General features: G+C 63.1%; 12 protein-coding genes. 7 read left to right on the forward strand and 5 right to left on the reverse strand.

Features of this window, described 5'->3' with window-relative positions; translation table 11 throughout:
• Positions 1-50: 50 nt before the first annotated feature.
• From ispG to JO965_RS03295, 4 genes are all read right to left on the reverse strand, one after another.
• A complete protein-coding gene (ispG, locus tag JO965_RS03280) occupies positions 51-1,337 on the reverse strand; it encodes a flavodoxin-dependent (E)-4-hydroxy-3-methylbut-2-enyl-diphosphate synthase (protein ID WP_203442285.1) in 1,287 nt (428 codons plus the stop codon).
• A gap of 98 nt (positions 1,338-1,435) precedes the next feature.
• On the reverse strand, positions 1,436-1,951 hold the full coding sequence (locus JO965_RS03285; RefSeq protein ID WP_203442286.1) for a Fur family transcriptional regulator: 516 nt from the start codon (positions 1,949-1,951) through the stop codon (positions 1,436-1,438).
• Between the two features lie 170 nt (positions 1,952-2,121).
• Positions 2,122-2,772 (reverse strand): methyltransferase, encoded by a 651-nt coding sequence (locus tag JO965_RS03290; protein WP_203442287.1) that lies wholly within the window; start codon positions 2,770-2,772, stop codon positions 2,122-2,124.
• Positions 2,769-3,920 (reverse strand): glycosyltransferase family 4 protein, encoded by a 1,152-nt coding sequence (locus JO965_RS03295; protein ID WP_203442288.1) that lies wholly within the window; start codon positions 3,918-3,920, stop codon positions 2,769-2,771. The genes JO965_RS03290 and JO965_RS03295 overlap by 4 nt, the downstream gene beginning before the upstream one ends.
• Positions 3,921-4,085: 165 nt before the next feature.
• On the opposite strand from JO965_RS03295, the gene JO965_RS03300 reads away from it, so the two are divergent.
• From JO965_RS03300 to JO965_RS48895, 5 genes are all read left to right on the forward strand, one after another.
• Positions 4,086-5,255: a DNA topoisomerase IB gene (locus JO965_RS03300; protein WP_203442289.1), complete on the forward strand. Its 1,170-nt coding sequence runs from the start codon at positions 4,086-4,088 to the stop codon at positions 5,253-5,255.
• A 305-nt stretch (positions 5,256-5,560) separates the two neighbouring features.
• A complete protein-coding gene (locus JO965_RS03305) occupies positions 5,561-5,899 on the forward strand; it encodes a hypothetical protein (protein WP_203442290.1) in 339 nt (112 codons plus the stop codon).
• Positions 5,900-6,064: 165 nt separating this feature from the next.
• A complete protein-coding gene (locus tag JO965_RS03310) occupies positions 6,065-7,501 on the forward strand; it encodes a cytochrome ubiquinol oxidase subunit I (protein ID WP_203442291.1) in 1,437 nt (478 codons plus the stop codon).
• 13 nt (positions 7,502-7,514) lie between these two features.
• Complete coding sequence (gene cydB, locus JO965_RS03315) at positions 7,515-8,564, forward strand: cytochrome d ubiquinol oxidase subunit II (protein ID WP_203442292.1); 1,050 nt, start codon at positions 7,515-7,517, stop codon at positions 8,562-8,564.
• The gene (locus JO965_RS48895; RefSeq protein ID WP_256451907.1) at positions 8,564-8,695 is read left to right on the forward strand and encodes a hypothetical protein; all 132 of its coding nucleotides are present in this window, start codon (positions 8,564-8,566) and stop codon (positions 8,693-8,695) included. The genes cydB and JO965_RS48895 overlap by 1 nt, the downstream gene beginning before the upstream one ends.
• Here the strand turns inward: JO965_RS48895 and JO965_RS03320 are convergent.
• The gene (locus JO965_RS03320) at positions 8,692-9,531 is read right to left on the reverse strand and encodes a hypothetical protein (protein ID WP_203442293.1); all 840 of its coding nucleotides are present in this window, start codon (positions 9,529-9,531) and stop codon (positions 8,692-8,694) included. The two genes, JO965_RS48895 and JO965_RS03320, sit on opposite strands and share 4 nt — an antisense overlap.
• Before the next feature lie 396 nt (positions 9,532-9,927).
• Between JO965_RS03320 and JO965_RS03325 the strand changes: the two genes are divergently transcribed.
• Positions 9,928-11,703: a type I secretion system permease/ATPase gene (locus tag JO965_RS03325; RefSeq protein WP_203442294.1), complete on the forward strand. Its 1,776-nt coding sequence runs from the start codon at positions 9,928-9,930 to the stop codon at positions 11,701-11,703.
• The gene (locus tag JO965_RS03330; RefSeq protein ID WP_203442295.1) at positions 11,704-13,029 is read left to right on the forward strand and encodes an HlyD family type I secretion periplasmic adaptor subunit; all 1,326 of its coding nucleotides are present in this window, start codon (positions 11,704-11,706) and stop codon (positions 13,027-13,029) included.
• Positions 13,030-13,234: the final 205 nt, after the last annotated feature.

The following is a 13,234-nucleotide window of genomic DNA, read 5'->3' on the forward strand; positions in this document are numbered from 1 at the left end:
TAGCTTAAAAACGGAATTTCGCTTGGGGTTCCATGGTCACGCTTGCAGCCTCATTCGGCGGCATCGCGTCCGGGCTGGCTATAGTTCTTGTCGATATAGTCGAGGACGATCTTCTGGAAGTCCTGGGCCAGCGTCGGGCCGCGCAGGGTCATGGCCTTCTTTCCGTCGATGAAGACGGGGGCCGCCGGCTGCTCGCCGGTGCCGGGCAGCGAGATGCCGATATTGGCGTGCTTCGACTCGCCCGGACCGTTCACGATGCAGCCCATCACCGCCACATTCAGGTTCTCGACGCCCGGATGGGTGCGGCGCCACTCGGGCATGGAGGTGGAGATCCAGCTCTGGATATCCCGTGCCAGCTCCTGGAATACGGAGGAGGTGGTGCGTCCGCAGCCGGGGCAGGCAGCCACCAGCGGCACGAAGGTGCGAAAGCCCATGGTCTGGAGCAGTTCCTGGGCCGTCTTGACCTCGAGCGTCCGGTCGCCTCCGGGCTCCGGAGTCAGGGAATAGCGGATCGTGTCGCCAATGCCCTGCTGGAGCAGGATGCCGATGGCGGCGGATGAGGCCACGATGCCCTTCGTGCCCATGCCGGCCTCGGTGAGACCGAGATGGATGGCATAGTCGGAGCGGCGGGCGAGGTCCTGATAGACGGCGATCAGGTCCTGAACTGCGGAAACCTTAGCCGAGAGAATGATACGGTCTTTGCCCAAGCCGATCTCCTCGGCGCGGCCGGCGGAGAGAAGCGCCGACTGGATCATGGCCTCGCGGGTGACCCAGCGCATGTCGCGCGGATGGGCCGAGGCTGCGTTCTCGTTCATCAGGTGGGTCAGGAGCTCCTGGTCGAGCGAGCCCCAATTGGCGCCGATGCGCACCGCCTTGCCGTGCCGGATCGCCTGCTCGACGATGGCGCCGAACTGCCGGTCCTTCTTTTCCTTGAAGCCCACGTTGCCGGGATTGATGCGGTACTTGGCCAGCGCCTCGGCGCAGGCCGGATGATCGGCGAGGAGCTGGTGGCCGATATAGTGGAAGTCGCCGACGAGCGGCACCTCGACGCCCAGCCGGTCGAGGCGCTCGCGGATCTTTGGCACGGCGGCGGCGGCCTCGTCGCGGTCGACGGTGATGCGCACGATCTCAGAGCCTGCCCGGGCAAGCGCCGCGACCTGTTGCACGGTCGCGTCCACATCCGCCGTGTCCGTGTTGGTCATCGACTGGACCACGATCGGAGCGCCGCCGCCGACCATGACGGATCCGACGCGCACGCCCACTGTCCGATGGCGCGCGGCGGGGCCGGCGAGGTCCTCGAAGGTGGGAGCGATCTCGGAAGGCGAAGTGAAGGACATGCTGCAATCCACGACGGCAGCTCAGGGCTGCCGCCGTTTAGCTGATGCCAAAAGCCCTCGTCGTCAAGCGCGGCTTAATGGAACGAAGTTGGGGGCGGTCAGTGAACGTCCCGGCAATGGGCGCAACGGCCGGTGATCTCCAGAATTCTTGTGCGCGGCTGATAACCCTGCTCCTGCAGGACCTTGAGCACCGTATCAGCCACATCCGGGGACGTGATCTCGTTCACGTCGCCGCAGCCCTCGCAGATCAGGAAGGCCGTGGTCTTGCGGCTGCTCGAGACATTGGAACTGGCGATATAGGCGTTCCGGCTGGCGAGCCGATGCACCAGACCCTGCTCGATGAGGAAGTCCAGGGCACGATAGACGGTGATCGGCGCCATGCGCCTCCCCTGCGAGCCGAGCAGATCCACCAGATCGTAGGCGCCGAGCGGCTTGTCGAAGCCATGGAGCACTTCGAGCACGCGGCGGCGGATGGGAGTCAGACGTGCTCCCTTGGCCCGGCAGAGGGCCTCCGACTGGGCAATAGCCTGTTCCGTCTTCTCAGAGGCTCTGGGAGCGCGGATCAGGGCGCCCTCGTTGGGAAGTCTGTGCTGAAGAGACGGTGTATGAGCCATCGGATCACTCCTCGGTTAAGCTGCTTCTTGTGCCCCCGTCGTCTTCGCGTCCGGCATGCACGGCGCGAATCCACTTCGTTTATGTAGGTTATAACGCTACATATTTGAAGAGGGAAAAAATTGCAAGGGGCTGCAGGAAATCGATGCAGATTTGCAGAGGAGTCGGTGGCTCAAGAGGGCCGGAAGCGCCAGACGCTGGATTTCTTGATGTCCGAATCCTCGAGCGTCCGGGTGACGGGCACTTCGTAGACGGCCAGGTTTTCCAAGCGATCCTTCGGCAGATAGCTGCGGCCCGGATCGCCGATCAGGACCGTGGCGCCCCTTTCGCTCAGGTCGAACAGCCAATGGATGACTCTGTCGGCGAGATCGCGCTCATAGCAGATGTCCCCGGCGAGCACCGTGTCCCAGCCCCCGCCCTGCCCGACGATGTCGGCCTGGAGCGGAGTGATCGAGACGCCGTTGGCCTCGGCATTGAGGCCGATGGCCGCGATGGCGAACGAATCGATATCGCAGGCGACCACCTCCGAGGCTCCGGCCTTCATCGCCGCGATGGCGACGAGACCTGAGCCCGAGGCAAAATCCAGCACGCGCCGGCCCCGCACCGTTTCCGGATGGTCGAGAATGTAGCGGGCGAGCGCCTGACCGCCCGCCCAGGCGAAGGCCCAGAAGGGAGGCGGCAGGCCGATCTCACCCAGTTCCTCCTCGGTCTTCTGCCAGAGCTCCGTGGCTTCGTCCGCCACGTGCAAGGAGATCTCCGGCGCATGGGGCACGGGGCGAAGCCGGGTCTCGGATTGGACGAAGGCGGCGGGGTCGGGAATCATGAGGCCAAAAGGGAGCGGTACAGCTGTTTGACGCTCTCGATCACGTCCCGTTCCGTGAAACCGTCGAGAACGCGGGCGCGAGCCGCCTCGCCCATGCGGGCCACCTCGTCCGGCTGGCGGGACAAGGCCAGGAGTGCCTCGGCGAGGCTCGCCGAATCGTTGGCCGGGACGAGGCGTCCCTCGATGCCCTCCCGCACCAGGGTGCGGCAGCCGGGAACATCGGTCGTAACGATGGCGCGGCCGCAGGCGGCAGCTTCGAGAAGCGTCCGCGGCAGACCCTCGCCCCCGCGTGAGGGCAGGCAGGCCACGTGATGCGCGTGCCAGACGGCGGCAACATCCCGTGTCGCGCCATGCCAGGAGATGCCAGGCTCGGCGCTCCAGGCTTTCAAAGTCTCTTCCGGAATCGTCTTCGGATTCGACGGGTCAGGGGCGCCGTAGAGGGACAGTTCGATGGCAGCACCCCGGGCCCTCGCTGCCTTCACCGCCTCCACCGCCAGATCGATGCCCTTGGACCACAGCATGCGGGCCACCACCGCGACCTTGAGCGGCGGCTGGTGGGGCAGGGGCGCAGGCTTGAGAGTGTCCGGATCGATGCCGGCGCCGCCGAGAATGGTGATGCGGTCGCTTGTGGGGTCGAGGCCGAGGAGCTTGGGATCGTCCGTATTCTCGAAGACATAGCGGGTCTGGCGGGTGTCCAGGCCGCGCACGAGCAGGCGCACGGCCCGCTGCGACAGGCGTGCGATCGGATCCGTCCGGGCACCCAGGAAGCCTGAGCCGGTCAGGGCATAGACCCGGCGCCCGATGCCCGCCATGGCGGCCGCGAAGCCCCCAACCAGGATGCCCTTGAGGGCGATGCAATGGACGAGATCCGCCTTCTCAGCCTTGAGGATCGCCGCGAGTTGTCCAGCGGCATAGCCGGCCGCCATGGGATTCAGGCTGCGCCGCTCGGCCTCAAGCGGAATCACTCTGGCGCCCGTGGCCTCGATGACCTCCCGGTGCGAGCGCACGCGGCACACGACCGTGACTTCAAGCCCGAGCTCGCGGGCGGCCCTGGCCATGGGCAGGAAATGGGAGGCGAAGAACCAGTCTTCGGTAATCACGAAAACGAGCTTGCGGCCTTGGACGTCAGGCAGGGACAAGGAAGACAAGGGATCATCCGGGTGGAATGGTTGCGCTCTTGTAACCTCGGCATGGGGAGAAAGGGAACTCCCTCAATCGCGACCCGTTGCCGTCGTCCTGAAGCATGGGAGACTCTCCCAGGGAACCCGGGATGGCGCGGCCCGGTTGACGTCTTGCTTTGTCAAAGGCCGCTCATGCTGGACACGAACTCCACTGCCGAGAATATCATCGATCCGCGCGATGCCGCCGAGACGGCGGGCCTGCGCTACGTCTCCGACGAGGAGCCCGGCATCCGGCGCAAGAAATCCGGCAAGGGCTTCACCTACACGGGACCTGACGGCAAGAAGGTGGCCGACAAGGCGACGCTTGAGCGCATCAAGTCGCTGGCGATCCCGCCTGCCTATACGGATGTCTGGATCTGCACCAAGGCGAACGGCCATATCCAGGCGACAGGTCGCGATGCCAAGGGGCGCAAGCAGTATCGCTATCATCCGGCCTTCCGCGAGGTCCGCGAGAGCACGAAATACGAGCACATGCTCGAATTCGCCCGCGGGTTGCCGGCGATCCGCAAGATCATCGACGAGCATATGAGCCTGCGCGGCCTGCCGCGCGAAAAGGTGCTGGCGACGGTGGTCAATCTGCTCGAGAGCACGCTCATCCGCGTCGGTAATTCCGACTACGTCAAGCAGAACAGGAGCTACGGCCTCACGACATTGCGCGATCCGCATGTGAAGGTGGATGGCGGCGAGCTGCGCTTTCAGTTCAAGGGCAAGAGCGGCAAGACCTGGCGCCTGCAAGTCAAGGATCGGCGCATCGCCAAGATCGTGAAGGCCTGCCAGGATCTGCCCGGGCAGGATCTGTTCCAGTATCTCGACGAGAATGGCGAGCAGCAATCGATCACCTCGGCCGATGTGAACGCCTACCTGAAGGAAATCACCGGAAGCGAGATCACCGCGAAGGATTTCCGCACCTGGGCCGGAACGGTGCTGGCGGCATTGGCGCTCTCCGAATTCGAGGAATTCGACAGCGAGGCCAAGGCCAAGAGGAACATCCGCGCCGCCATCGAGACGGTCGCTTCACGGCTCGGCAACACGCCGAGCATCTGCCGCAAATGCTATGTGCATCCGGAAGTCTTCGCCTGCTATCTCGACGGAGGCCTGCTTCTCGACATCAAGGAACAGGTCGAGACGGAGCTGCGTGAGGATCTGTCCAGCCTCAAGCCCGAGGAGGCCGCCGTTCTCGCGCTGCTGGAGCAGCGCCTCTCCCGCGAGGTGGAAAAGCAGGCGGAGAAGAAGCCGGCGAAAAAGCGCCGCGTGTCGTCGGGCAGGAGGCGGGAGAAGGCTCCGCCTGAGATGCGGGTTTGAAGACACACGGTCATCCCGGACGGCGCAGCCGATCCGGGATCGCGTGCAAACAAGGCGCTTGAACCTCAACACTGTCATTCCCGAAGGCGGGAATCCATAGCCGCTGACGGTGCCGGACTGATTGAAGGTCGTGATTATGGATCCCGGGCGCAGCTTACGCGGCCCCGGGATGACAGTGCTTTACTCGTCCAACGATCCCGGATCTTCGCTCCGCTTCGTCCGGGATGACAGCCTGCATTGAGAGCCGCTTGACCCAACCCTCTCTCATGGTCCATCGCATCCGCTCCAAACAGGACCCATGTGAGATGCGACGTTTACTGACATCCGTCATCGCCATTGCAACATTGCTGGCCAGCAGTGTTGCACCCACTATGGCGCAAACCCCTCAATCTCAGAGCTGGCCCGAGGTGAAATGCGCTCGCTACAAGAAGGCGTGGTCGGACGCCCTCGCGCATCGCGGGACGAAAGGGTTGGGCCAGGAATTTCTCGACCGTCATGAAGCCTTCATCGCATCGGGCTGCACCACGCAAGGCGATGTCTGTCCTCGCTCCGCAGAGGAGCTCGACCTCGCCAACATGATGGTGGTCGCGGCCATGAATGCGGGAACGGCAAGCACCTTTCCGCCTTTCGCCTGCCGCAGGTAATCTGAAGGCTTGTAGGCTCTCGCGCAGCGCCTCAGCACGCGATGGCACCCGCGTCGTTCAGAATATATTCTTGTCACGCAACCCCACCAGGATCCCAGGCCACTGGTCCAGGCCTCCGTTCCGCCCTAAAAGCAAAGCTGGTAGGTCGATGATGGGGAAGCGGATATGGAATTCGATGCCCTGATGCTCTCACGCATCCAATTCGCATTCACGATTGCCTTTCACATCATCTTCCCGGCCTTCACCATCGGCCTCGCCAGCTGGCTTGCGGCGCTGGAATTCAACTGGCTGCGCACGGGCAATCCGCTCTACCGCAATCTCTTCCGTTTCTGGGTGAAGGTGTTTGCGGTTTCCTTCGGCCTCGGCGTCGTGTCCGGTATCGTCATGAGCTACCAGTTCGGCACGAACTGGTCGCGCTACTCCGAATTCACCGGCAATGTTTTGGGGCCCGTCATCGCCTACGAGGTGTTCACGGCCTTCTTCCTGGAAGCGGCCTTCCTCGGCATCATGCTCTTCGGCTGGGAAAAGGTTGGCGACCGGCTGCACTTCTTCGCCACCTGCATGGTGGCCTTGGGCACGCTGATTTCCGCATTCTGGATTCTGTCCGCCAATTCCTGGATGCAGACGCCCGATGGTTTTGCCATCGAGAACGGCAAGGCGGTGCCGGTCGACTGGTTCAAGGTCGTCTTCAATCCGTCCTTCCCCTTACGCTACGCGCATATGGTGCTGGGCTGCTACCTGACGACGGCTTTCGCGGTAGCAGGCATGTCCGCCTGGATGCTGCTTCGCCATCCGCATGACGCGCCGGCGGCGAAGCTCGCCGGATCGCGGCGCTCCATGTCGATGGCCTTGTGGTTCGCCACCATCTTCGTGCCGGTTCAGATCCTCATCGGCGATCTGCACGGTCTCGGCGTGCTCAAATATCAGCCGACCAAGCTCGCCGCCATCGAGGGCAACTGGGATCGCATGGACAACATGCCCCTGCGCTTCTTCGCCATTCCGGACGAAGTGGCGGAAACGAACCACTACGAGATCAGTATTCCGAAGATCGGGAGCTGGATTTTGACCCATGCCTACGACGGAGTCGTGCCCGGATTGAAGGATGTGCCGCCGGACGAACGCCCGCCGGTCTGGCCCGTCTTCTTCTCCTTCCGCTTCATGGTCGGCATCGGTCTCGCAATGCTCGGTATCGGCCTGTGGAGTCTTTACCTACGCTGGAAGGGCACGCTCTTCACCAACAGGATGTTTCTCACCGCTGCCATGATCATGACGCCCTCGGGCTTTGGCGCGGTTCTCTTCGGCTGGTTCGTCGCCGAGATCGGCCGTCAGCCTTACGTGGTGTACGGACATCTGCGCACGGCGGATGCGGTGTCTCCCATCTCGACCGGAGCCGTGACCACATCGCTTCTGACCTTCATTGTCGTCTATGCCTTCGTGTTCGGCTTCGGCTCCTATTATCTCGCCAAGCTCCTGCGGCGCGGGCCCGATCCCGTCGAGGACATCCGCGAAGACGATCTCGGCAAGAAGCCGAAGCGCCCATTCTCGGTGCCGGACGAAGGGCTCGAAGGCGAGCCGGGGCACAAGGCGCTGCCAATACGCTAGGAGCTTGAAGATCATGTTCGGCTTCGGAATGGAATACGAAGGACTGGCCTTCTGGCTGCCGCTGATCTGGGCTGGGCTGATTGCGGTGGCGGTGGCCATGTACGTGATCGCCGACGGTTTCGATCTCGGCGTCGGCATTCTCTTCAAGGCGGCTGGCAGCGAGAACTGGCGCGATCGGATGATGTTTTCCGTCGCTCCCATCTGGGACGGCAACGAGACCTGGCTCGTCCTCGGCGGTGGCGGTCTCTTCGCCGTGTTTCACATCGCCTACGCGGTTCTCATGCCGGCATTGTATCTGCCGATCATCTTCATGCTCGTCGCCCTCATCTTTCGCGGTGTCGCCTTCGAGTTCCGCTTCAAGGCGGAGCGGTCGAAATTCCTGTGGGACAATGCCTTCTTCTTCGGCTCGCTGCTCGCGACCTTCTTCCAGGGCATGGTGCTCGGCGCCTTCGTGCAGGGCTTTGCCACCGACGGACGTCAGTTCACCGGCGGCACCTTCGATTTCCTCACCCCGTTCAGCGTGCTCACGGGCATCAGCCTGATCTTCGGTTATGGCCTTCTCGGCGCGACCTGGTGCGTGATGAAGACCACGGGCGAACTGGAGATCTGGGCGCGGCGGATGGCGGTGCGCTTTCTCCTCGCCACCGTCCTTGCCATGGCCATCGTGTCGGTGTGGGTGCCGTTCCTAGGAAGGCAGATCGAGACGCGCTGGTTCTCCTGGCCCAACATTGCGTTTCTCGCGCCGATTCCATTGGTGACCGCGTATGTGGCCTACAGGCTGTTTCGCGATCTCGATGAGGGACGCCATTACCGCCCGTTCTTCCTGGCAATCGCCCTGTTCCTGCTCGGCTATCTCGGCCTGGGCGTCAGCCTCTTCCCATTCATCGTGCCGCCGAACCTCACGATCTGGGACACGGCGAACACTGTGAATTCTCAGCTCTTCGCGCTTGTTGGCTTCGCCATCGTGCTGCCGATCATCTTCGCCTACACGGCCTATTCCTATTACGTCTTCCGCGGCAAGGTGGCAGACGAGATCTCAGGCGGCGGCTACGGGTATCACTGATGCAAGCAGAAACGCATCCTCCGCCGGAACGACGCTCGAAACGCCTGCTCTGGTTCGTGTTCCTGTATGTCGCAAGCCTCGCGATCTTCGCCGCGCTGGTCTATGGCTTGAGAGGCATCATTCCCCATTAACGATAGGTGCCGATAAAGCCTTTGTCGGTCACCACCACCCAGCGGGCGCCGCGGCGCTCGATGGCCTCGATACGGCCGACACCCGGGAGCACGCCGCCGGGCATGACCTCGTAGAGGCGCCGGTTCCGGTTCTCGACGAGAGCTGCACCGTCATAGACCTCGCGCAGCACCCATCCGTCGACGGGTTCGCTCTTGACCGGCTTGGGAGCCGGGGCCTCCTCGCGCGCGGCAGCCTCGGTGGCCGGAGGCGCGACCGGAGTTGCAGGCCTCGTGTTCAGTCCCGCCAGGGTGGTCAGGATCTGGCTCTCCATCCGGTCGAGCCGGCCTTCAAGAGCGGAGAGCTTCTTACCGGGCTCATCGAGGCTGATAGCGAGGCGTTCGATCTTTTCGGTGAGCATCGTCCGTTCCGACGCAGACGATGTGGACGCGGTGTGCTCGATATCCTTGAAGGCGACAACCGTCTCTCGCAGCGCATCCAGATCGGTGCTCAGCCGGGCAAGGATCTCCTGGCTGCGAGCCGTCTCGGTTTCCAGGCGTCGAATGGCATCCTGGTTGGCCAGGGTTCCCATATAGGAGGCCGACCAGCCGGCTCCGACGAGGAGCAGGGCCATGGCGGCCTGGCTCAGGAGCTTGGTGGGAAAAGTTCGGCCGCGGGTTGCAATGCCGTTATTCATCGCCACATCAGGGGAGGTAGGCTTGAGGCCAAGCTTCGCACTTTTGATGGCCTCTTCCAGGGCTGCGCTGGCCATGGGGTCGATCTGGACATTGCCGGCGGATGATGCGCCAGCCTGTTTCGCCGCTTCGCTGCGATCCTGAGAACGTATGTTGATGTCCATATTCCGACCTCATTTTCAGGTCAGAGACAGTTAACCCTAAAAGTTTACCAAAGCGTTATCTTTAATGTTAAGTGCTTACGTTACATGTCCGCTCAAATAGAGGGGACATGTAACATTGCGCACATACAGCAAGAACTTTTTGTTGACATAGTTACATATAATAGGGTTACAAAAGGTGGCGTAACGGAAAGCGACCACCTTAGGGGCATCTCGATACCCATAAGAGTGCTGATAAACTTGGGCTCGCAGGCCTAACTATAACGAGATACTCTTGTGGGGCCATCCCCGACATCGCGCCATCGCCAGATGGCAAACGTTGTGATAAGGTATAACCTTTCGCAACGGCTCTACAACCACGACGGCGCCGGGTGACTGGTCGGCCTATGGAAAGAAGATATGAAGCAGGCATCGAGAAATCGGGAAGAAAGCACAGAGGTCCAAGACGCTCTGAAGTCCTGCCTTCCCTCCTTTACCGGGGTTGCCGTATTTTCGGCGGTGGTCAACCTCCTGGCTCTCACGGGCTCCATCTACATGCTCCAGGTCTATGACCGGGTGTTGTCGAGCCGGAGCATTCCCACCCTGATCGGTCTGTCCCTGATCGTGCTCGCAGCCTATGCCCTCTCGGGCGGCCTCGACATGTTGCGCGGTCGGATGCTGGCGCGCATCGGCGCCCGCTTCGACGAGCTGCTGTCGCACCGGGTCTTCGACCTCGTGGCCACGATGCCGCTCAAGGGCGCCAAGCAGGCCGAAAGCATGCAGCCGGTCCGGGATCTCGATACGATCCGCGGGTTTCTCTCGAGCCTGGGTCCCACGGCCCTGTTCGACATGCCGTTCATGCCGATCTTCCTCATCGGCTGCTTCATGATCCACCCCGGCATCGGCGTCATGTCGGTGGTCGGTGGCGTGGTCATCATCCTCCTGACGCTCTACACGGACGCCAAGAGCAAGGGTCCCTCCTACGAGGTGACCAAGAGTGGTGCCGAGCGCCACGCCATTGCCGAGACCAGCCGCCGCAACGCGGAAGCCATTCGCGCCAACGGCATGCTGGGCTTCCTCTCCAAGCGCTATGACGAGGTGCATGTCCGCCACGTCAATGACGGCCTGCTCGCCAGCGAATCCTCGGCCGGCATCAGCGCCTTCGCCAAGGTCTTCCGCATGGTGCTCCAGTCGGCCATTCTCGGCCTCGGCGCCTATTACGTGATCCAGGGGCAGATGTCGGGCGGCCTGATGATTGCCGGCTCGATCCTCATGTCCCGTGCGCTCGCTCCGATCGAGATCGCGGTTGCTCACTGGAAGGGCTTCACCGCCTCCCGTCAGGCCTATCGCCGTCTGCAGCACATCATGTCGCTCGTGCCGGCTCAGGGCCAGCGCATGCCGCTGCCTGCGCCGAAGGCCGCTCTGGCGGTGGAAGACGTCTATATCGGCGCTCCGGGCGTTTCGATGCCGATCGTCCAGGCCGCCTCTCTCCAGCTTCAGGCTGGCCAAGGCCTCGGCCTCATCGGTCCCAGTGCCTCAGGCAAGTCGACCCTCGCCCGTGCCCTCGTCGGCGTCTGGCCGACCCTGCGCGGCGAAATCCGCCTCGACGGCGCGGCCCTCGATCAGTGGGAGTCGGATTCGCTCGGCCGTCACATCGGCTACCTGCCGCAGGATGTGGAGCTGTTCGAAGGCACCATTGCCGAGAACATCTCCCGCTTCCAGCCGGACGCCAAGCCGGACGACATCATCGCCGCTGCTCAGACGGCCGGCGCCCATGAGCTCGTCCTCAACCTGCCGGAAGGCTATGATACCCGCATCGGCGAGGGCGGAGCCTCCCTGTCGGGTGGTCAGCGCCAGCGCGTGGCTCTCGCCCGCGCCCTCTATGGCAACCCGTTCCTGGTCGTGCTCGACGAGCCGAATGCCAGCCTCGACGGTGCCGGCGACGAGGCCCTGAACCAGGCCATCCTGTCGGTCCGCAAGCGCGGTGGCATCGTCGTCGTCATCACGCACCGCCCGGCTGCTCTCGGCCAGGTCGATCAGGTCGCCATCGTGGAAGAGGGTCGAATCAAGGCCATGGGACCGCGCGACGAGGTTCTGCAGTCCGTCATGAAACGCAATGCGACGCCAGCACCGGCACAGGTGCGGCCGCAGCAGGCGCCGGCAGCTCCGGCTACGAACCTGCGAGAGGTTGGTTAAATGTTGGTCGTTCAAGCTCCCCCGAAGAAACCCTCCGTCCACCAGCGGATCCTGCGCCAGTCGACCATCGGCGGTGTGGCCATGATCGCCCTCTTCGGAGGCACGATCGGCCTCTGGGCGGCCACCTCGACCCTGTCGGGCGCCGTCGTCGCCGGCGGTCAGTTCGTGGTCGATACCAGCGTCAAGAAGGTCCAGCACTCCACCGGCGGCATCGTCGGCGAGCTGAAGGTCAAGGAGGGCGACCGTGTCGCCCAGGGCGATCTTCTGGTCCGCCTCGACGAGACGGTCACCCGTGCGAACCTTCACGTGGTGTCGAAGCAGCTCGATGAATATATCGGCCGCCAGGCTCGCCTGGAGGCGGAGCGCGACGGTATTTCCACGATCGAGATGCCGGCGGAGTTCGCTGCTCGTCTCAATGAGCCGGCCGTTCAGAAGATCGTGTCCTCGGAGCGCACCCTGTTCATCGCACGTGCCGCCTCCCGCGATGCGCAGAAGGACCAGCTCAAGAAGCGCATCGCCCAGTCCCAGGACGAGATCGTGGGATTGAAGGCTCAGCAGACAGCGAAGACCCGCGAGGCCGAGCTGATCGTGGCTGAGCTGAAGGGCGTTCGCGACCTCTATGAGAAGAACCTGGTTCCGATCACGCGGTTGAACGCGCTCGAGCGCGATGCCGCCAGCATCGAGGGTCAGCGCGGCCAGCTCATCGCTGCCGTCGCTCAGGCCGAGAGCCGCATCGCCGAGACCCAGTTCCAGATCATCCAGATCGACGAGCAGATGCGCGCCGAGGCGATGCAGGAACTGCGCGAGATCCAGGGCAAGGTCGCGGAATACACCGAGCGCCGCGTGGCGGCCGAGGATCAGCTGAAGCGGATCGACATCCGTGCGCCCAGCGACGGTTATGTCCACCAGCTCAACGTCCACACGATCGGCGGCGTCATCTCTCCCGCGGAGCCGGTGATGAACATCGTTCCGGTCAACGACAAGCTCGAGCTCGAGGCCAAGGTACTGCCCAACGAGATCGATCAGGTGAAGATCGGCCAGAAGGCGACGGTGAAGGTCCATGCCTCCAATGCGCGCATGATGCCCGATCTGCACGGCTCGGTGAGCCGGATCTCGGCGGACGTGTCGCGCGACCAGCAGACCGGCACGACCTTCTACACGATCCGCATCGAACTGCCTCAGGAAGAGCTCAAGAAGCTTGAAAACCTGCATCTGATCGCCGGTATGCAGGCCGAGGTGTTCGTCCAGGTCAATGAACGCACGCCGTTCGAATACTTCTTCAAGCCCATGCAGGAGCAGATCGCCCGCGCCTTCCGCGAGCACTGATCTTTTCTCCTTGAACGACCGAGAGCCGCGGCCGGTGCTGACTGCACCGGTCGCGGTTTTCATTTGAATCCTCCCCGATGCCCTCTCGAGTCCGGTCAAGCCTGGAAAGTTCGACGCACAAGCCCATAACAGGGGCGAAGGCTACCTTTCCCGGTCGCTTTCCATCGAAGTTGAACTCTGACGTCTGGCCGCAAGGCCCGTTGCG

It is taken from the genome of Microvirga sp. VF16, from assembly GCF_016864375.1.
Taxonomy (GTDB): Bacteria; Pseudomonadota; Alphaproteobacteria; order Rhizobiales; family Beijerinckiaceae; genus Microvirga.